Here is a 19,854-nt window from a genome sequence, read left to right on the forward strand (position 1 = left end):
ATAGGAAAAAACTATCAAGTGTCCACCGGTAGTAAGTTTTTTTACTTTTTTCGCGGAGGTTAAACCGGAAAGGATAAAATTGTGGCATTACCAGACTTTACTATGCGCCAGCTTTTAGAAGCAGGTGTACACTTTGGTCACCAGACACAGCGCTGGAATCCAAAAATGGCTCCCTATATTTACGGTCAGCGTAATAATATTCATATTATTGATCTTGCTCAGACTGTTCCTCTTTTGTATCAAGCGCTTAAACTTGTTTCAGATACGGTTGCGCAGGGGGGCGTGTTCTATTTGTTGGCACCAAACGGCAGGCGTCTGATATTATCGCTGATGCAGCTAGTCGATCGGCTCAATATTACGTTAACGCGCGTTGGCTTGGCGGTATGCTGACAAATTGGAAAACAATTTCTAATTCAATACACCGTTTGCGTAAACTTGATAAAATTCTAACTACTGAAGCGCAGGGCTTTACTAAAAAAGAACGGTTAAATCTTGAGCGTGATCGTGAGAAATTGAATCGTGCACTAGGTGGTATTAAGGATATGGGGTCTGTTCCAGATCTTATGTTTATTGTTGATACAAATAAGGAAAATATTGCCATTCAAGAAGCAAAGCGTTTGGGTGTTCCTGTAATTGCTATTGTTGATACAAATTGTGATCCTGATGGTATTGATTATCCAATTCCAGGTAATGATGACGCTTCGCGTGCGATTTCTCTTTACTGTGATCTTGTTGCACGTGCTGCTCTTGATGGTATTGCTCGTCAACAAGGTGCAATGAATATTGATGTAGGAGCTCAGGCTGATGTACCTGTGGAGCCTGCTTTGGAAGATGCGGTTTCGGTTGTGGAATCATGATTTAAAAACGCCTGTTGAGGCATTTATTTTCTAAATGAAAGGTTATGAGCGTGCAGAGGGGTTTCGTCTGTGCGTGCTTTTGCCATTATAGGATAAAGAGGCTAATATGAGCATTACTGCTTTACAAGTAAAAGAACTTCGCGAATTATCAGGGGCTGGTATGATGGATTGCAAAACAGCTCTGGCGGAAACTAATGGTGATATGGAAGCTGCGGTTGATTGGCTTCGTAAAAAGGGGATAGCCAAAGCGGATAAAAAAGCTGGACGTACGGCGGCTGAAGGGTTAATTGGTGCAGTATCGAAGGGTTTAAGTGCTGTTTTGGTTGAAGTAAATTCTGAGACAGATTTTGTTGCGCGCAATGATGCTTTTCAGGAAATTGTGCGTAATGTAGCAGTTGCTGCTTTGGATACACAAGGTAGCGTTGAATCTGTATCTGCATCTATTTATCCAGGCTCTGAAAAAACTATAGATGCAACAATTAAAGACGCAATCGGCACAATTGGTGAGAATATGACATTGCGTCGTTCGGCTAAACTATCTGTTAAAGATGGTGTTGTTGCTACTTATATTCATAATAGTGTGGCTGATGGTCTTGGCAAGCTTGGAGTTATCGTTGCTATTGAAACTTCAGGAGATAAAGATGCTGCTGTTGCTTTTGGTCGTCAGGTTGCAATGCATATTGCTGCAACAAATCCATTAGCGTTAACTGCAAAGGATGTTGATGCTAGTGCTGTTGAGCGTGAAAAAGCGATTTTTTCAGATCAAGCACGTCAATCTGGAAAGCCTGAAAATATTATCGAAAAAATGGTAGAAGGGCGTATGCGTAAATTTTACGAAGAGGTTGTTTTACTTTCTCAAGCCTTTGTTATGAATCCTGATGTTACTGTTGAGGCTGCTTTGAAGGATGCTGGAAAATCAATTGGGGCACCAGCAACGATCACTGGTTTTATTCGTTTTGCATTAGGTGATGGTGTGGAAAAAGAAGAAACTGATTTTGCTGCGGAAGTTGCGGCTGCAGCAAAGAGCTAATTGTTTTTGTAAAATTGTTGGGCGGAAGCCTAAAATTTATACCATTAATATGAAAAAATATGGCTAATTTAAAGGGCATCACGTGACAAGGTGGTGCCCTTAGTGTATCGAAGGTAAGAAAATAAATGTGCTCTTTAGGAGATCATAGATGACGTTAGCTCTTCGATATAAACGTATTCTATTAAAAGTGTCTGGTGAAGCACTTATGGGGGGGCAAAGTTTTGGAATTGATGTTTCAGTTGCAGATCGTATTGCTTCCGATATTGCTGAAGTGCGGGCAATGGGTGTGGAAGTCGCTATTGTTATAGGTGGTGGCAATATTTTTCGTGGGGTTGCTGTTGCTTCACGGGGTGGGGATCGTGTAACTGGCGATCATATGGGAATGCTTGCCACAGCTATTAATTCTTTAGCATTACGAACATCATTAACGAAATTGGGGGTTGAGGCGGTTGTACTGTCTGCGATTACGATGCCGCAAATTTGTGAAAGTTTTTCGCAGCGTAAAGCAATAAGTTATATGAATCAGGAGAAAGTTGTTATTTTTGCTGGTGGTACGGGTAATCCATTTTTTACGACTGATTCTGCTGCTACTTTGCGTGCGGCAGAAATTGGAGCGGATGTCTTATTGAAAGGAACGCAAGTGGATGGCATTTATTCTGCTGATCCAAAGATAGATCCTACGGCTAAGCGTTTTGATCAATTAACACATGTTGAGATTTTAAAATGGGGATTATCTGTTATGGATACGACAGCGGTAACTTTAGCGCGTGAAAATAATGTACCGATTATTGTTTTTTCTATTCATGAAAAAGGTGGTTTGATTAAGGTGTTGAATGGCACGGGTCGATTTACAATAGTGTCGGAATAAAATAATTTTCAGGGCGTAATTAAAGGAGACAGAAATATGAATGTTACATCGATGATGGATGATCTGAAACGTCGAATGGATGGCGCAGTTTCAGCTTTTAAACACGAATTGAGTGGTTTACGAACTGGGCGAGCTTCAGCCAGTTTATTAGAGCCATTAACAGTTGAGGCTTATGGTTCTACTGTGCCTATACAACAGGTTGCCAATATTTCTGTTCCAGAGCCGCGTATGCTTTCAGTTTCTGTATGGGATAAAACGATGGTAGGGGCTGTGGAGCGCGCTATTCGCGATTCTGGCCTTGGTTTCAATCCCATTACAGATGGTATGAATTTGCGTATTCCTATACCTGAATTAAATGAAGAACGCCGTAAGGAGCTCGTAAAAATTGCACATCAATATGCAGAACAAGCTCGTGTTGCCGCTCGTCATGTTCGTCGTGATGGTATGGATAATTTGAAAAAATTAGAAAAGGAAGGTGAAATTAGCCAAGATGAATCCCGTAATTTATCTGAAAAAGTTCAAAAACTTACAGATGAAACCATTACAGATATCGATAAGATTTTAGGTGTGAAAGAAGCAGATATTATGCAAGTTTAATTTATTTTTGTAAAAAAATAATGTCATATCTGCATTATATCGTCATTGTTGTGAACGCAAAAGAATTGATAGGCACGTATAACAATTAACTTTGATAACAAAACATCAAAAATAGACGTTCTTTATTTGTTGTATTGTATACTCTGCAAGAAGGATAGGTCTGAAATGGTTGATAGTTTTTGGTTTTTATCTGAAAATTAAATAAGGCCATCTGTTACTAACTAAATTCTCAATGAAATTATTAAAAATTTTTATTAAGTGTGTCTTATTGATCTGCATCATAGGGAATGTTCGTGCTTATATTATGGGTAATCGATTAAGTTTTTCATAAGGTGTTTTAGCAGTGCTTGTGAATACAGAGTATATAGCGCAATATTAAATGTCTAAATCTTATCGTTACTTTTAAACGGGGAGTACAATAAAATAAGTTAAATACGCTGTTATCTCGTCCAGATTAATTTCTGATGTTTTTTGATCTCCTGAGTATATTACAGATGGTTTGGCAGAAAAAAGATCTGGATATGAAACAGATGTTGGGCCTTGATTTAATTATTTGCAAAAGTAGTGAATAACAATTTTCTAATTTTTCGTATCAGGCAGTATGTTCTGAATTGTATTTTGTTTTTGTTTGATTTTGATGAACAAACTTTTGAGGCGACTATAGCTTGAGATTATTGGTTTAATAGGCACTACTTAATATGCTGAAATAATTTGTAATCAGTGTCGGTAAAACTTTAAAAAATATGAATATATACATATCGCATGGGTAGAAAATTTTTCATGTTGATTTTTGTTTTATACCCTTTTTGAATTATTTGGAGATCGTTTTGTCTAATCTTGTTTCTCGTATTCTGACAGCTTTTGTTTTTGGCACTATTGCTTTGTGCTTGACATGGTTTGGAGGGGTTTTATTTTTTTTATTTGTGTGGGGAATTGGAGGCTTCATCCTTTATGAATGGGTTAATATTACTAAAGAAAAATGGAGCACTTTACAAAAAATATTAGCCGGGATTTTTTATCTGGTTTTTGGTTTGTTTTTAATTTTGGGTGCACCTGCTTTATTGATCTTTGGTGTTTTAATAGTTTTAGCAGCACTGTTAAGTATTGGATCTCTTGGGAATATTGGTTGGGTTTTTTGTGGTTTTTTGTATGCATCTGTTCCTGTGGTGGCTCTATCCTTTTTACGAGGTCATGAAGTATTAGGATTTTGGGTGGTTATTTTTTTATTTGTGGTCGTATGGGGAACAGATATTGTTGCGTATTTTGGAGGTCGTGCATTTCGTGGTCCCAAATTAGCGTCGCGGTTTTCGCCTAATAAAACATGGTCAGGAGCGATTAGTGGTACACTTGCTGGAATTTTGGGGGGTATATTAGTTGCTTTTTGGGCTTTTGACAAAAGCCTAGTAAATTTTTTTATGCTATTACTTGCTTTAGTTTTGTCAATTATTTCACAAATAAGCGATTTAGGGCAATCATGGCTGAAAAGGCGATTTTCTGTTAAAGACTCTAGTTCTTTATTGCCTGGACATGGCGGATTTATGGATCGTATGGATGGTTTAATTGGTGCCGCTTTTCTTCTATATATTATTGGTTCGTTTATGTCTGGTATGAACACACCTTTTAACTTCTTTTATATGATTTAAATTTGGGGAGGGTATTTTGGAATTTTTTCATCATATATTTAGTGTAGGTGATTTGTTTTTAAGGGGGTTAGGTATTGTTTTCGTTATTATGGTTATCATTTTTGTACATGAAATGGGACATTATCTTATTGGGCGATGGTGCGGTATTAGGGTATCAGTTTTTTCGCTTGGGTTTGGGCCACAAATATTCAGTTATACAGACAAACACGGCACACAGTGGCGTTTAGCACTTATTCTCTTGGGAGGATATGTGAAATTTGTAGGAGATAAAGATGGGACAAGTATGCTGTCATCACAATCGTTTCCACAAGTGTGTGGTTCATTTGCGAGTGCTCATGCTTGGAAAAGAGCAGCAACTGTTTTTGCAGGTCCCTTATTTAATATCCTTTTTAGTATTGTTGTTTTAACATTTTTTTTCTTTTCTTATGGACGTGTCACCATTGAACCTGTTGTTGGGTCATTGGTGGAAAATGCTCCTGCTATTCAAGCAGGTTTGGTATTAGGTGATCGTTTTGTTGAAATGGATGGTCAGCGGGTTGAAAGTTTTGAAGATTTAATAACTTATGTGACTTTTCATAGTGAAGATCCCATAGAGTTTAAACTAGAACGTATGGGGCAAGTGTTTAAGACAGTTATTACACCAACAATAACTGAGAGGGATGATGGATTTGGTAATCGAATTCGGGTGGGCATGATTGGTGTTGGAGCACCTGTTGATCCAGTTAATCCTATGCGTTTGGATCAAGCTTATAAGAAACATATTCACTATAATCTTTTAGAAGCAGTAAGAGAGGCGTCAAAACGCACAGCGTTTATCATTACTCAAACAGTTTTTTTTGTTAATCGTTTAATGGAGGGGCAAGGAGATCGTTGCCAGTTAAGTGGCCCTTCTAAAACTGTTAAGATTGCTTGGCAGATTAGTGAGTCAGGATTTATCTCTCTTTTAAATTTTACAGCTTTTCTTTCAATTGGTATTGGTCTGATTAACCTTTTTCCAATTCCTCCGCTTGATGGTGGGCATTTATTATTTTATGTCATTGAGGCTATTGCCGGAAGGCGAGTACCAATTAAAATTCAGGAAATCATTTTCTACATAGGTTTCTTTGTTGTGTTCATGTTTATGATTTTTGCACTATTTAATGATTATTTCTGTTGGTTTGGTTATTAAAAATTATGGAAAATGTTTTGTAAATTAGATAATGGTGAAGAAATGGAGATTAAAAGCTGTTTACCATATCCATAGATTTACTATATCTGCAAAATATTATGGCATTATATGCTATAGTCAGTAAAAAAATAAGTGGATAGAACATGAGAGTTTCGTTGAATAAAAAGTTATTTTATACATATTTTTTGAGATGTCATGTTTAAAGAAAAAAGATTAAGGTAAAGAAATTAATGACTATAAATTCGAAACTTCTTAACGCAGCATCTATGTTGGTGTTAACTATGGTTATAGTTGCTCCAACAGTAGCTATTACGTCAATTTCGATGGTTGAAAAAGCACAGGCATCTGTCGTTCATTCTATTGAGGTTCATGGTAATAAATTTGTGGATTCTCAGATAATTCGGGATAATATACAAATCGTAATTGGAAAAAGTTTAGCAAGTGACGATGTTGATGCTGTAGTAAAACGTCTTTTTGCATTAGGTTTATTTTATGACATTAAAATAAATCAAGTGGGTAATAAGCTGATTGTTGCAGTTAAAGAATATGAAGTAGTTAATCAGGTATTGTTTCAAGGTAATAAAACACTCAAAGATCCTGATCTTAAACGTTTTATTTCTTTGAAACCAAATGAAACTTTTAGTTCTGCTAAGCTTTCAGCTGATATAAGGATAATTCGTGAGGCTTATAGCACTGTTGGTCGAAAGAATGTTGCAGTCACAGCTCAGACTATTGATTTAGGAAAAGGGCGTGTGAATGTAGTTTTCAACGTTGTTGAAGGTCAGAAGACGAAAATTGCAGATATTACATTTGAAGGAAATAATACATTTCCAACGCGCCGCTTGCGCGATGTCATCTCAACAAGACCTTCAGGAATATTCTCATTATTGCTGAGAGGTGATGTTTATAATGAGGAGCGTTTAGCCGCAGATGAAGAGGCATTGCGTCGTTTTTATTATAATCGTGGTTATGCAGATTTTCGGATTGTTTCATCTAAAGTAGTTTTTGATGAAAAGAGTAATAGTTATAAAATCAACTTCATTCTTGATGAAGGGGAACGCTATACAATTGGCGATGTTCAGGTTGAAAGTGATATTGAGGGGATTAATACCCAATTTATAAAAGAGGCGCTTAAAACCCGTCCAGGTATTATTTATAACGCGGCGTATATTGAGAAATCTGTTGCAATTATTAATAATAGGGTTGCTGATTCTGGGTATGCGTTTGCTAAGGTTGATCCACGAGGAAATCGTGATTTTGCAAATCGTACAATTTCGCTTGTCTATAATATTGAACAAGGCCCTCGGGTTTATGTTCAGCGGATTGAAATACGTGGTAATGAAAAAACTCGAGATTATGTTATTCGTCGTGAAATTGATTTAAATGAGGGGGATGCTTATAATCAAACGTTAGTACAACGAGCAAAACGTCGACTAGAAAATTTAGGTTTTTTCAAAACGGTTAATATTTCGATGGTTCCAACTGATGAATCTGATCAGGTTGTATTGGTTGTAGATGTCGTAGAAGTTCCAACAGGAGATCTTTCTTTCTCGGGTGGTTATACAACGGGGGGTAATACTCCAGGTATGTCTCTTGAGGTTTCTGTTACCGAGCGCAACCTTGGTGGGCGTGGTCAATATGTTCGGTTGAGTTTGGGTGCTGGACAAGAGAAGTCTCGTAATTATAATTTGTCATTTGTTGAACCTCATTTCTTGGGTTATCGTTTGTCTGCTGGTGTTGATATTTTCCGTAGTACTTATCGTGCTGATAATGCATATGATGTACGACAAACAGGAGGGTCACTCCGGTTTGGTGTGTCAATTTTTGAGCAATTGTCTGCTAATTTAGGTTATTCTTATGTGCAAGAAGAATATGATTTTGGTAAAGGCTATGATTTAACTAATGATGATGTCATAGCAGAATTATATGGAAAATATTCTGGTGCGATTGTTCAAGCTGCAAAACATAGCCCTTGGAAGCGTTCGTCCATTGTTTATGGTCTAACCTATAATTCTATTGATGATATGAATAATCCGCATGATGGTTTATACATTCGCGCTATGCAGGAATATGCAGGGCTAGGTGGAAACGCTCAATTCTTAAAAACAACTGGTAAAGCAATGATGTATAAGACACTTTCTGATGAGATGGATCTTGTCAGTCTGCTTTCTGTTGGTAGTGGTTATATTCATCCAATAGGTAAAGATGGTGTCCGTATCTTTGATATGTTTAAAAGCGATACTGATATGATCAGGGGGTTCAAATATAACGGAATTGGTCCTCGTCAGGTTTCTAATAGTGGTGAAGCATATTTCTTAGGTGGTAAAACATATATGAATGCAACTGCTGAATTACAGTTTCCTATACCTGTTGTACCTGAAAGTTTAGGCTTCCGTGGTGCTATATTTGCAGATGCTGCAACGCTCTATGGCCATAACTATAAACCTGTTCTTGAAAATGAAATGCCGGTTACAGATACAGGGAGTGCGTGGCGTACATCTGCAGGTGTTAGTTTGATGTGGGAATCCCCGTTTGGTCCTCTTCGTATTAATTATGCTTGGCCAATAACTCAGAAGAAAGGTGATCAAGTGCAGAAATTTGAGTTTGGTATTTCTACTAAGTTCTAATTTGAATTTTCTCTGGGAGGAGGGGAAATTTCATTAAGAAATAAATAGGCTAGGAAAGAGTGTTTGTAATGGCGGGTGCATTTTTTTTTACGCCCTCTCGGCGGTTGACAGTCGCTGATGTTGCAGAGCTGACAGGTGCAAAACTTCTTAATCCAGAGTTTTCTAATACAGTTATAAATACTCTTTCTTCTATTGAAAGTGCTGAGGAAGGTTCTCTTGTTTTTATAGAGAATCAAAAATTTTCTGATGCTTTATTAGGAAGTTCTGCAGTTGCTGTTTTGTGCACAAATGATATCGCTCTTAAAATTCCTAAATCTATTGCAATTTTAGTGACATCAACACCGCAACGTGATTTTGCTCAGATTGGACGCATTTTATTTCCTGATTCTGTTAAGCCAATACCTTGGCTTGGTAAAAAAGAAATTTCACCACATGCATATATTCATCCAAGCGCTAAACTTGAACACGATGTGTGTGTTGAAGCTGGGGCTGTTATTGGTAAAAATGTTGAAATTGGTTCGGGTACACTTGTTTCATCAACTGCTGTTATTGGAGAAAATTGCCGTATTGGACGTGAATGTTATATTGCTCCTAAAGTTACAATTCAGTACTCTTTAATAGGTGATAGGGTTTATCTTTATCCTGGTGTTTGTGTTGGGCAGGATGGCTTTGGCTATGTTAATGGTGTTGCTGGAATTGAAAAAATTCCACATCTTGGTCGTGTGATCATTCAAGATGATGTAGAAATTGGTGCAAATACAACAATTGATCGCGGAACACTTGAAGATACAATTATTGGTGAGGGAAGCAAAATCGATAATCTAGTACAAATTGCTCATAATGTAAAAATTGGTCGTTATTGCCTTATTGCTGCTCAATGTGGGATTGCTGGAAGTACATCTATAGGCGATATGTCTCGGCTTGGTGGAAGTGTTGGAGTTGCAGATCATATTGCAATAGGTGAATGTGTTCAAATTGCTGCTGGCAGTGGCGTCATGAATGATATTCCAGATGGTGAAAAATGGGGTGGCATTCCAGCACGACCATTTAAACAGTGGTTTCGTGAAGTGGCGGCACTGCGTAGTATTGGTAAAGTCAAAAGGGAGAAACGTTGATATGATCAACACAGGAGAGATCCAAAGTCTAGAAACTGTGGATATTGATAAATTACTGTCAATATTACCGCATCGTTATCCGTTTTTATTGATTGATCGTATCATTGAAATTGATGGCGATCAAAAAGCTATTGGTATTAAAAATGTGACAATTAATGAACCCTATTTTATGGGGCATTTTCCTGAAAAACCAGTTATGCCTGGTGTTTTAATTTTAGAAGCTATGGCGCAAACAGCAGGAGCTATTTCACTTTTAAAATTAGATGAAAAAAAAACAGGTTTAGTCTACCTTATGACTGTTGATAATGCAAAATTTCGTAAACCAGTTGTACCTGGTGATCAACTAAAGCTTCATGTTCAACTGTTAAAAAAGCGATCCGGTGTTAGACGTTTTTCATGTGTTGCAGAAGTAGAGGGTATTCGCGTTTCTGAAGCAGAAGTTTCTGCGATGATTGTCGAATCAGAGCAAACAATGAAATAGGGGTTTAAAAATGTCTGGTACAAAAATTCATCCGACTGCCTTTGTAGAGGAGGGAGCACAGCTTGGTGAGCATGTGTCAATAGGACCATTTTGTCATATTGGTCCCAAAGCTGTTATTGGCGATGGATGCAATTTGATGAGTCACGTTGTAATAATGGGAAAGACAACGTTGGGTGCTAATAGTAAAGTGTTTCCACATGCAATTTTAGGTGGAGATCCACAAAATAATAAACATAAAGGTGGTGATACAACGCTTTCTATTGGTAGAAATTGCACGATTCGTGAAGGTGTAACAATGCATAGGGGGTCTGATTCAAGTATAGGTACCACGATTGTTGGTAATGATTGTCAATTTTTTGCTTATGCACACGTTGCACATGATTGCCATGTGGGAAATTGTGTAACATTTGCAAATAATGCGATGATCGGTGGTCATGTTACCGTTGGCGATTATGTTATTATCGGTGGTGGTTCTGGTGTTCATCAGTTTGTTCGTATTGGACATCATGCATTTGTTGGTGGTGTATCTGCATTGGTTGGTGACCTAATTCCCTATGGAATGGCTGTTGGTGTGCAGGCAAAATTTTCGGGATTAAATATTGTCGGTATGAAACGTGCTGGTTTTAAACGTAAAGAAATTCATACATTACGTCATGCAGTTAATATGCTTTTTGATCATTATAAACCACTTAAAGAACGCGTGAATGATGTTTTTTCTTCTTATTCTACATTTCAATCTGTAGTTGATATAGTTAATTTTATTCAAGAAGGAGGAAAACGCTTTTATTGTACACCTCGATTTGAAAGTGATACAATGAGCTCAAATAAGAGTTGAAAATGTCTTTTTCCGGTGCCAGCAGTTTTCTTTCCGGTAGAGTTGCCATCATAGCGGGAAATGGTATTTTACCCGTTGCTGTTGCTCGGGCACTTGAAGAAAGAGGACAAAAGCCTTTTCTTGTACTTTTGCGTGATGAAGCAGACGCTGCATTATATAACTATGAACATTGCGAACTATCGATTGGAGAGTTAGCGCGGTTGTTTAAAACTTTAAAAAAAGCTGCGATTTGCAATGTTATCTTGGCAGGTGGTGTAAAAAAGCGGCCGACTCTTTTACAATTACGACCTGATTGGACAACTTTATTGGCTTTGCCTAAGTTGTTTAAAGCATTAGGGAGTGGGGATGATTCATTATTGAAAGCCTGTATACGCGTTATTGAAGCGCATGGCTTTCAAGTTATTGGTGCTCATGAAGTGCTACCAGATCTATTAGCTCCGATAGAATTTAATTTAACATCGCGGCGCGCTACTCAAAAGGAAAATGTGGATATTCAATTAGCGGCTAAGGCAACAAGACTTTTAGGTCAATTAGATGTTGGGCAAGCAGCCGTAGCTATTAATGGCCGAGTTGTTGCATTAGAGGGTGCAGAAGGAACCGATGATATGTTGCGGCGGGTTCATGAAATGCGGGAAAGAAAGCAAATTCCGTTAAAAGGTGGTGTTCTTGTCAAGTCGGCAAAACCACAACAAGATCATCGGGTTGATTTGCCATCAATTGGGCCTACAACAGTAATTAATGTTGCAAAAAGTGGATTGGTTGGCATTGCAGTAGAAGCAAATAGAAGTTTGATATTGTCTTTAAAAGAAACAATAGAGGAAGCTAACAAGCATTCGTTGTTTATAGAAACATTTGAAAAGTTTGATGATGAATGATCGTTCTTTTAAAATTGCTATTATTGCAGGCGAAGAATCTGGTGATTTACTCGGAGCAGATTTGATTTCTTCTTTATCTTATAAGACAGGGCGTGATATTCATTTAATTGGTGTTGGGGGCAGGCATTTAAAAGCACTAGGTTTAAAAAGCGTTTTTAATTCTGATGATCTTGCTTTAATAGGTTTGGGGGCGGTTTTAAAAAAATTGCCATTATTATTAGCACATATTCATAATTTATCCAAATTTATTGCACGGGAAAAACCTGATTGTTTAATTATTATTGATAGCCCTGATTTTACCCATCGTGTTGCAAAAAAGGTGCGCATTTTAGCGCCTTCTATTCCTATTATTAAATATGTTGCACCAACTGTTTGGGCATGGCGACCAGAACGTGCAAAAGCTATACGCAAATTTGTTGATCATATTTTAGCCGTTTTTCCTTTTGAAAAAAATATTATGAGGGATTTAGAAGGGCCACCTACTACCTATGTTGGGCATCGCCTTTTAACTTACCCACCGCTCTTGACTGTTCAATCAGAAAAAAAACGTTTGCCTTTTGAACAGGTATCACTACCTACAATGATTGTTTTGCCGGGATCACGCAGTTCGGAAATTCGTCATTTAATGCCTATTTTTGGAAGAACAGTGGAAATTATTAAACAACGCATCCCTAATTTAAGGATTGTTGTCTTGACTTTACCACGTTTGATGGATGAAGTTCGTTTTTTAGCGCAAGCTTGGAAAAGCGAAGTTGAGATTGTTGCTGGTGAAGATGCAAAATGGCGTGCTTTTACGGATGCTAATGTTGCACTTGCAGCACTTGGGACGGTGTCCCTTGAATTAGCCTTAGCAAGAATTCCAATGGTACTTTGTTATAAACTTGATTATTTGTCTAAATTATTCATCTTTCCAAAGATAACGTTATGGAGTGCTGCTCTTCCAAATATTATTGCTGATAAACCTGTTGTTCCAGAATATTTCAATGAATTTTTGCGACCTGGTATGTTAGCAAGACAGATAGAGCAACTTTTGTATAATCGTTTATTACGACAAGCGCAGTTAGATGCTTTTGATATGATAGAAGAGAAAATGAAAACCGAGTTGCCATCAGGAATTATCGCGGCTCAAGTGATCACAAACTTTCTCAAGAAAAAATCGGGGCATTTAGAAGTGTAGATAAAATAATGCTAATAATTAATGTTTAATTTTAGCAAGAAATTCATGAGCACGTTGGCTTTTAGGGTTAGTAAAAAATATATTAGATGCTGTATCTTCAATAATTTTTCCGTTTTCTAGAAAAAGTATTCTTTCTGAAACTTCACGGGCAAAATTCATTTCATGAGTAACACAGAGCATCGTTATCCCTGTATTTGCTAGTTGAGCCATAACCTCTAAAACTTCTCCGACACTTTCTGGATCAAGAGCTGATGTTGGCTCATCGAAGAGCATCACTTTAGGTTCCATACAAAGTGCACGAGCAATAGCAACGCGTTGCTGTTGCCCGCCAGATAGTTGTAAAGGATATTTGTCACAATGTTTTTCAATACCAACATGCGTAAGGTAACGAATTGCCCGTTCTTTTGCTTGTTTTTTAGAGAGCCCTTGAACTGTCATAGGTGCTAAAATACAATTTTGTATAACAGTCATATGAGGAAACAAGTTAAAGTTCTGAAAGACCATTCCTATTGTACGTAGGACAGCTTTTTGTTGTTGTATGGGAGCAGTATGAATATCAACATCATGAATGCGAATTGAGCCTTCTTGTGCTTTTTCCAATTGATTAATACAACGGATTAGGGTTGATTTTCCTGATCCAGAAGGGCCACAAATAACAATACGTTCACCAGTTTCTACATGCAGATTGATGTCATGCAATACCTGAAAGGTTCCATACCATTTATTTAAATGTTGAATAGAAATAATTGGATCTTTAGCGGTATTTACAGGTTTATTCTTTTTATTTTCCAGATTCATTTTATTGGGTTCTCTTATTGATGAATTACTCAATTCATTTAGCATCTTAGGTTAGGTGAAAATTTTGTGCCATGTTTCATTTAACGTAAATGTCGGGTTAGACGGCGTTCGATAAGAACGATAAAACCATGAATAAGCTCAACGATAAAAAGATAAATAATAGCAACCCAAACATAAACTTGGAAATCAAATGTGCGTGCGTAAATTAGTTTAGCAATACCCATTAGATCATAAATAGTTACTAATGAAGCTATAGCGCTGGATTTAATTATTAAAATAAACTCATTTCCTAAGGGGCGTAATGCTAGAATCATTGCTTGAGGAATGAGAATTCTAAAAAATGTTGTAGAATTACTCAGCCCTAAAGCTTTTGATGCTTCATGTTGTCCAGTTGCTACAGATTGAAAACTTCCTATAAAGATTTTAGCCTGATATGCAGCTGAATTGAGCGCAAAAATGAAAAGACAACAATACCATGCGCTTTGAAAAAACCACCATAAACCGATTTTTTGCCAAAAGTCGCTCATTGATCCAAGGCCATAATAAAAGAGGAATAATTGCGCCAATAAAGGAGAACCACGGAAAAAGTAGGTATAAGCACGTGATAAATACTGTAAGGGCTTATTGCTTGATAGATGTGCAAGCGTAATAAGTATCCCAAGAAAAAAGCCAATAAAGCAAGAAATAAAAGTTAGCTCAAGAGTAATAATAAGGCCATCAATGAATCTTGGGCCGTAATGGTTTAGAAACTCAGTGTTGAAAGGAAAATGGAGCCACTCAGGAAACATCAGATTAGACCTTTTGATAGGCTGTTTGAGTGTATGTTTCTAAATAACGTAGGATTGTAGAAGAAACTGCTGAAAATAATAAATAAAGTAAACACGCTACAAAATAAAAAAACATGGGTTTATTGGTTGCAGCAACTGCTAAATTAGTTTGTCGCATTAGATCAACCAGTGAGATAGTTGAAACAAGAGATGTATCTTTAAGCAAAGTGAGCCAAGTGTTGGAAAGCCCTGGTAAGGCATTGCGAGTGAGCTGAGGAAAAACAATCCGAAAAAATGTAGTAAAACACGAAAAACCTAAAGCTTTAGCTGCTTCATATTGACCTTTATCAAAAATTTTGAATGCTCCAAGCCAAACTTCACAAGAAAAAGCTGCAAAAACCATACTCAGTGCAAGAACACCAGCGGTAAAAGCGTTAATGCTAAATGTTGTTTCAATATAAAAATAGTTAAATATAGCTTGGATCAGATTTTGTAAACCGTGGTAAACAAGAAATAAGGTTAAAAGTTCTGGTAATCCACGGAATACTGATGAAAATAGAGTAGCTATAACTTTAAATATCTTGATATTAGATTGAATCATCACTGCATTTAGGAGACCTAAAGGAAGTCCTAAAAGTACACTACATAAAGCTAATGACAGTGTTATTCCTGCACTAGAAAGTATAACCACACCCCACCCCCCATTGCTAAGTGATAGCAATGCCAAATTTTCGATCATTTCTGTGCTCCTAATAAAGGTATGGATAATTATTTTCTGGAAGAATAAATAGTGAATTCAATGTCCATTTTTTAATAAATATCAACCTCGAAATATTTTTTTCTAATTTTATCATATGTTCCATCCATACGGATTTCCTTTATAGCTTCATTAAACTTGTTTTTAAGGTCATCATTGTTATGACGTATGCCAATGGCAATGGGCAGTTGTGTTTCTTCAATGCTTCCCAAAAGTCGGCAACATTCCTTCCCTTCATTTTCAAGCCAGCTTAATATTTGTAGTTTATCAAGAATAACAACATCAAGGCGATGACTTAAAAGGTCACGGTTTACTTCTATTGCTGTAGGATAGAGTTTAATATTCACTCCTTTAGAGGCATAATTATCTTCTGCATACATAGATTGTGTCGTATTTGATTGTACACCAAGATTTTTGCCTTTAAATGCTTCCGCTGAGATTTCTTTAATCTGTGAATCTTTAGGAACAATTACAGCTAATGCTGTTCTATAGTAAGCATCTGTGAAGTCAATTTTTTGTAATCGCTCTTGTGTAGGAGCGAGGGATGCAATGATAGCATCATATTTTTTTGCAAGAAGACCGGGGATGATTCCATCAAAATCTTGAAGAATGATTGAGCATTCAACATTCATTTTTTCGCAAAGTGCATAAGATATATCAATATCAAACCCCTGAAGTTTATTGTTTGAATCAATATAACTAAAAGGAGGATAAGAACCTTCAGTTGCAATTTTTAGTGTTTTAGCATTCACCAATTGGGTAAATAGCGTTACACTTACCATAAGAATTATTGCTAATAACTTCATTATGTTCTCCTGTTGAATGCATAGCAAGATGTCAAATCATCACATATTTTTATAATCTGTAAACTCTATTGAGAGCAATGCAAAAATTTATTGGTATTTGCTTTGTTACGAGTATAAAATATTTATCATAAGAGTTTTTATTTTCTCTGTTAAATATCAGTGTATTAAAATACATATTATAATAAATCTACAGTGGTATAAATTGTTGATCTGAAGTAGTTAAAATCTGTTATTTTATGACGTAGAGCGAGTATGATTTCAACAATGGCATTATACTTTTGCAAAAAGATTTTTAATTAAAGTTTGGTAGCTATTTCGGCCTTAATGCTGTTTGAGCAATTATAAAATCTTTAATATTCAAAAATAAAGCCTCAGTGAATTGAGGCTTTATTGGTTAGTTTTTTATTGTTTAAGTTTATCTCTCATTTAAAGAAACATATTTACGTGCAGCACGACCTGTATAAAGTTGGCGCGGGCGTCCAATTTTTTGCGCTGGATCTTCAATCATTTCTTTCCATTGTGCAACCCAACCAACACTACGTGCCAATGCAAAAAGAACAGTAAACATTTCAGTAGGAAAGCCTAGAGCTTTTAATGTAATTCCAGAATAGAAATCAACATTAGGATAAAGCTTTTTTTCAATAAAGTATTCATCACTTAAGGCAATTTTTTCAAGCTCCATAGCAATGTCAAGAAGTGGATCATCTTTAATATTTAGTTCTTTTAAAACTTCATGGCAGGTTTTTTGCATAAGTTTTGCACGTGGATCGTAATTTTTATAAACTCTGTGGCCAAAGCCCATAAGACGGAAAGGATCATTTTTATCTTTTGCACGTGCGATAAACTCAGGAATTTTTTCAATAGAACCTATTTCTTGCAGCATTTTTAAGCATGCTTCATTAGCACCACCATGAGCTGGCCCCCAAAGGCACGCAACACCTGCTGCAATACACGCAAACGGATTTGCTCCTGATGAACCTGCTAGACGTACGGTTGATGTGGATGCGTTTTGTTCATGATCTGCATGTAGAGTAAAGATTCGGTCCATAGCTCGCGCAAGAACTGGATTAACTTTGTATTCTTCACAAGGAACAGAAAAGCACATGTGAAGGAAATTTGCAGCATAACCAAGATCGTTACGTGGATAAACAAAAGGTTGTCCGATGCTGTATTTATAAGCCATAGCAGCAAGAGTTGGAACTTTTGCAATAAGACGAATAGAAGCGATCATTCTTTGTTTTGCATCTGTAATATCAATGGAGTCATGATAAAAAGCAGACATGGCTCCAAGACAAGCAACCATAACTGCCATAGGGTGAGAATCACGACGGAATCCATGGAAAAAACGTGAAAATTGTTCGTGCACCATTGTATGGTGCATAATCCGGCGATCAAAATCATCTTTTTCTTGTTTAGTTGGCAATTCACCGTAAAGTAAAAGATAACATACTTCGAGAAAGTCTCCGTTTTCAGCTAATTGGTCGATAGAATAACCATGGTAAAGTAATACTCCTTCATCGCCATCAATATAAGTAATTTTTGATTCACAAGAAGCGGTTGAGGTAAACCCAGGATCATAAGTAAAACTATCAGTTTCTTTATAAAGAGAAGTAATTTCAATTACATCAGGCCCAATGGTTCCTTTATGCACTGGTAGTTCTATTTTTTTATCATTTACGATAATATATGCTTTATTCTCAGACATTAAATATTCCTTTCAGATCCTTCATCTCTGAAGTTGAGACGCCGCTTTATCGGATAAGGAGGTATATAGTTAAAGATTTTCCTACTTATATTAAGAATAGATTTACTTTAAAAGTTAGTTTATGCAATCTAAAAATATTTTTATTTTCAGTTTTAATAAATATGTATTTCAATTTTTTAAATTAAAAAATAATTTCATTTTGCATTAAGGCATTTGTACTTTCGATCTTTATTGTGTTCACTATGTTTGTATTCATATGAATTAACATTCAGATAAAACAATTTGATCATTAATGCGATTGAGAGATTCGTCTCGTCCCAATAGAATAAGAACATCAAAAACCCCAGGGGATGATGCACATCCTGTAAGAGCTGCTCGCAGCGGTTGAGCGACATCTCCAAATTTGAGCTGTTGTGTTTGTGCATAGTTTCGAAGAGTTTCGTCCAGCGTTTCTGAATTCCAATGAGAGCAAGCTTTTAAGGCAAAATAGACTCCCTTTAAAATGGTTCGACCATTTTCATTTAAAAGTATTTTGACTTTTTCATCGAGAGGTAATGGTCGTTGTGTAAAGATAAAGGAGGCACCATTGATAAGCTCAAGCAGTGTTTTCGAACGTTTTTTCAAATTTGGTATTGCAGTTAGAAATTGGACACGTTTGTGTTCATCTAGTTTTTTCATGATTTCTAAACCGCCTTCAATTTCTGGCAAAATACTAAGAGCTGCATCAAAAAGGCTTTGATCGTTGCTCATACGAATGTAATGCCCATTAATGGCATCTAGTTTTTTGAAATCAAAACGAGCAGCACCTTTGTTAATATCATTAATATCAAACCAAGAAATCATATCTTCTGTAGAGATAAGTTCATCATTGCCATGGCTCCAGCCTAAACGAACAAGATAATTACGTAAAGCATCAGGAAGATATCCCATTGCTCGATAGGCCTCGACACCTAATGCACCATGTCTCTTTGATAATTTTGCACCATTTTCACCATGAATAAGTGGAATATGCGCCATAATGGGGATATCCCATCCCATTGCATTATAGATAATTGTTTGACGGGCTGCATTGGTGAGATGATCGTCCCCCGAATAATATGTGTTATTTCCATATCATGATCATCAACAACAACGGCATGCATGTAGGTTGGGGTGCCATCAGAACGTAAAATGATAAAGTCATCTAAATCTTTGTTAGGAAAACGAATATCCCCCTGAACGCGATCGTGTAAAATTGTTTCACCATCTTGTGGTGCTTTAATGCGAATAACAGGCTTAATCCCTTTAGGAGCTTCAGATGCATCACGGTTGCGCCAACGCCCATCATAACGTGGTGGTCGGCCTTCTGCACGAGCAATTTCACGCATTTCAGCTAATTCTTCAGGTGAAGCATAACAATAATAAGCTTTACCATCTTTGACTAATTGTTCAGCAATTTGACGATGGCGTTCTGCTCGTTCAAATTGTGAGATAGGAACTCCATCATAACTGAGTCCCATCCAGTGCAAACCGTCTATAATAGCTTTAACTGCTGCTTCTGTTGAGCGTTCTCGATCTGTATCTTCAATACGTAGAAGCATTTTACCACCGTTATGTTTTGCATAAAGCCAGTTAAACAGAGCAGTGCGGGCGCTACCAATATGAAGAAAACCTGTGGGTGAGGGGGCAAAACGGGTGATAACAGGCACGGATATATCCTTTGATTAAGATGTTATTTCTGGGACTTTACTAAAAGATTATGTTAGCAT

At 36.8% G+C, this 19,854-nt stretch carries 16 protein-coding genes and 2 pseudogenes; 12 read left to right on the plus strand and 6 right to left on the minus strand.

Annotated elements, in window-relative coordinates; all coding sequences use genetic code 11:
- Positions 1–81 precede the first annotated feature (81 nt).
- The 12 genes and pseudogenes from rpsB to lpxB all read left to right on the plus strand — a co-directional run bounded on the left by rpsB (position 82) and on the right by lpxB (position 13,273).
- Positions 82–857, plus strand: a pseudogene (gene rpsB / locus BscR1v2_RS02645) (30S ribosomal protein S2).
- 106 nt (positions 858–963) lie between these two features.
- Complete coding sequence (tsf, locus tag BscR1v2_RS02650) at positions 964–1,887, plus strand: translation elongation factor Ts (RefSeq protein WP_078689650.1); 924 nt, start codon at positions 964–966, stop codon at positions 1,885–1,887.
- A gap of 148 nt (positions 1,888–2,035) precedes the next feature.
- Positions 2,036–2,755: a UMP kinase gene (gene pyrH, locus BscR1v2_RS02655; RefSeq protein ID WP_078689652.1), complete on the plus strand. Its 720-nt coding sequence runs from the start codon at positions 2,036–2,038 to the stop codon at positions 2,753–2,755.
- 36 nt (positions 2,756–2,791) lie between these two features.
- The gene (frr, locus tag BscR1v2_RS02660) at positions 2,792–3,352 is read left to right on the plus strand and encodes a ribosome recycling factor (protein WP_078689653.1); all 561 of its coding nucleotides are present in this window, start codon (positions 2,792–2,794) and stop codon (positions 3,350–3,352) included.
- Between the two features lie 827 nt (positions 3,353–4,179).
- On the plus strand, positions 4,180–4,995 hold the full coding sequence (locus tag BscR1v2_RS02665; RefSeq protein WP_078689654.1) for a phosphatidate cytidylyltransferase: 816 nt from the start codon (positions 4,180–4,182) through the stop codon (positions 4,993–4,995).
- A 16-nt stretch (positions 4,996–5,011) separates the two neighbouring features.
- Positions 5,012–6,163 (plus strand): RIP metalloprotease RseP, encoded by a 1,152-nt coding sequence (gene rseP / locus BscR1v2_RS02670; RefSeq protein WP_078689655.1) that lies wholly within the window; start codon positions 5,012–5,014, stop codon positions 6,161–6,163.
- A gap of 230 nt (positions 6,164–6,393) precedes the next feature.
- Complete coding sequence (gene bamA / locus BscR1v2_RS02675) at positions 6,394–8,790, plus strand: outer membrane protein assembly factor BamA (RefSeq protein ID WP_078689656.1); 2,397 nt, start codon at positions 6,394–6,396, stop codon at positions 8,788–8,790.
- Positions 8,791–8,858: 68 nt separating this feature from the next.
- Positions 8,859–9,905 carry a UDP-3-O-(3-hydroxymyristoyl)glucosamine N-acyltransferase gene (lpxD, locus tag BscR1v2_RS02680; protein ID WP_078689657.1) on the plus strand — a complete coding sequence of 349 codons (1,047 nt, stop codon included), beginning with the start codon at positions 8,859–8,861 and terminating at the stop codon, positions 9,903–9,905.
- A gap of 1 nt (position 9,906) precedes the next feature.
- The gene (gene fabZ / locus BscR1v2_RS02685) at positions 9,907–10,386 is read left to right on the plus strand and encodes a 3-hydroxyacyl-ACP dehydratase FabZ (protein ID WP_078689658.1); all 480 of its coding nucleotides are present in this window, start codon (positions 9,907–9,909) and stop codon (positions 10,384–10,386) included.
- Between the two features lie 10 nt (positions 10,387–10,396).
- Complete coding sequence (gene lpxA, locus BscR1v2_RS02690; RefSeq protein ID WP_078689659.1) at positions 10,397–11,221, plus strand: acyl-ACP--UDP-N-acetylglucosamine O-acyltransferase; 825 nt, start codon at positions 10,397–10,399, stop codon at positions 11,219–11,221.
- A gap of 2 nt (positions 11,222–11,223) precedes the next feature.
- Positions 11,224–12,096: an LpxI family protein gene (locus BscR1v2_RS02695; RefSeq protein ID WP_078689660.1), complete on the plus strand. Its 873-nt coding sequence runs from the start codon at positions 11,224–11,226 to the stop codon at positions 12,094–12,096.
- Positions 12,089–13,273 carry a lipid-A-disaccharide synthase gene (gene lpxB, locus BscR1v2_RS02700; protein WP_078689661.1) on the plus strand — a complete coding sequence of 395 codons (1,185 nt, stop codon included), beginning with the start codon at positions 12,089–12,091 and terminating at the stop codon, positions 13,271–13,273. The genes BscR1v2_RS02695 and lpxB overlap by 8 nt, the downstream gene beginning before the upstream one ends.
- Before the next feature lie 18 nt (positions 13,274–13,291).
- Here the strand turns inward: lpxB and BscR1v2_RS02705 are convergent, their stop codons facing one another.
- The 6 genes and pseudogenes from BscR1v2_RS02705 to gltX all read right to left on the minus strand — a co-directional run bounded on the left by BscR1v2_RS02705 (position 13,292) and on the right by gltX (position 19,794).
- Positions 13,292–14,071, minus strand: a complete 780-nt coding sequence (locus tag BscR1v2_RS02705) for an amino acid ABC transporter ATP-binding protein (protein ID WP_010703651.1) — start codon at positions 14,069–14,071, stop codon at positions 13,292–13,294.
- Positions 14,072–14,151: 80 nt separating this feature from the next.
- Complete coding sequence (locus BscR1v2_RS02710) at positions 14,152–14,859, minus strand: ABC transporter permease (protein ID WP_078689662.1); 708 nt, start codon at positions 14,857–14,859, stop codon at positions 14,152–14,154.
- Between the two features lie 4 nt (positions 14,860–14,863).
- The gene (locus tag BscR1v2_RS02715) at positions 14,864–15,577 is read right to left on the minus strand and encodes an ABC transporter permease (RefSeq protein WP_010703653.1); all 714 of its coding nucleotides are present in this window, start codon (positions 15,575–15,577) and stop codon (positions 14,864–14,866) included.
- A gap of 71 nt (positions 15,578–15,648) precedes the next feature.
- Positions 15,649–16,401, minus strand: coding sequence for a transporter substrate-binding domain-containing protein (locus tag BscR1v2_RS02720; RefSeq protein ID WP_078689663.1), 753 nt, complete (start codon positions 16,399–16,401; stop codon positions 15,649–15,651).
- Between the two features lie 415 nt (positions 16,402–16,816).
- The gene (gltA, locus tag BscR1v2_RS02725; protein WP_078689664.1) at positions 16,817–18,106 is read right to left on the minus strand and encodes a citrate synthase; all 1,290 of its coding nucleotides are present in this window, start codon (positions 18,104–18,106) and stop codon (positions 16,817–16,819) included.
- 261 nt (positions 18,107–18,367) lie between these two features.
- Positions 18,368–19,794: pseudogene (gene gltX / locus BscR1v2_RS02730) on the minus strand (glutamate--tRNA ligase).
- Positions 19,795–19,854 lie beyond the last annotated feature (60 nt).

Origin of the sequence: Bartonella schoenbuchensis R1 (assembly GCF_002022685.1) — a bacterium.
Lineage (GTDB): Bacteria > Pseudomonadota > Alphaproteobacteria > Rhizobiales > Rhizobiaceae > Bartonella > Bartonella schoenbuchensis.

Bases quoted from the DNA above. Each gene is read 5' to 3' on its own strand.
- tsf (WP_078689650.1), top strand. From the start codon at position 964: ATGAGCATTACTGCTTTACAAGTAAAAGAACTTCGCGAATTATCAGGG.
- pyrH (WP_078689652.1), top strand. From the start codon at position 2,036: ATGACGTTAGCTCTTCGATATAAACGTATTCTATTAAAAGTGTCTGGT.
- frr (WP_078689653.1), top strand. From the start codon at position 2,792: ATGAATGTTACATCGATGATGGATGATCTGAAACGTCGAATGGATGGC.
- bamA (WP_078689656.1), top strand. From the start codon at position 6,394: ATGACTATAAATTCGAAACTTCTTAACGCAGCATCTATGTTGGTGTTA.
- lpxD (WP_078689657.1), top strand. From the start codon at position 8,859: ATGGCGGGTGCATTTTTTTTTACGCCCTCTCGGCGGTTGACAGTCGCT.
- fabZ (WP_078689658.1), top strand. From the start codon at position 9,907: ATGATCAACACAGGAGAGATCCAAAGTCTAGAAACTGTGGATATTGAT.
- lpxA (WP_078689659.1), top strand. From the start codon at position 10,397: ATGTCTGGTACAAAAATTCATCCGACTGCCTTTGTAGAGGAGGGAGCA.
- BscR1v2_RS02695 (WP_078689660.1), top strand. From the start codon at position 11,224: ATGTCTTTTTCCGGTGCCAGCAGTTTTCTTTCCGGTAGAGTTGCCATC.
- lpxB (WP_078689661.1), top strand. From the start codon at position 12,089: ATGAATGATCGTTCTTTTAAAATTGCTATTATTGCAGGCGAAGAATCT.
- BscR1v2_RS02705 (WP_010703651.1), bottom strand. From the start codon at position 14,071: ATGAATCTGGAAAATAAAAAGAATAAACCTGTAAATACCGCTAAAGAT.
- BscR1v2_RS02710 (WP_078689662.1), bottom strand. From the start codon at position 14,859: ATGTTTCCTGAGTGGCTCCATTTTCCTTTCAACACTGAGTTTCTAAAC.
- BscR1v2_RS02715 (WP_010703653.1), bottom strand. From the start codon at position 15,577: ATGATCGAAAATTTGGCATTGCTATCACTTAGCAATGGGGGGTGGGGT.
- BscR1v2_RS02720 (WP_078689663.1), bottom strand. From the start codon at position 16,401: ATGAAGTTATTAGCAATAATTCTTATGGTAAGTGTAACGCTATTTACC.
- gltA (WP_078689664.1), bottom strand. From the start codon at position 18,106: ATGTCTGAGAATAAAGCATATATTATCGTAAATGATAAAAAAATAGAA.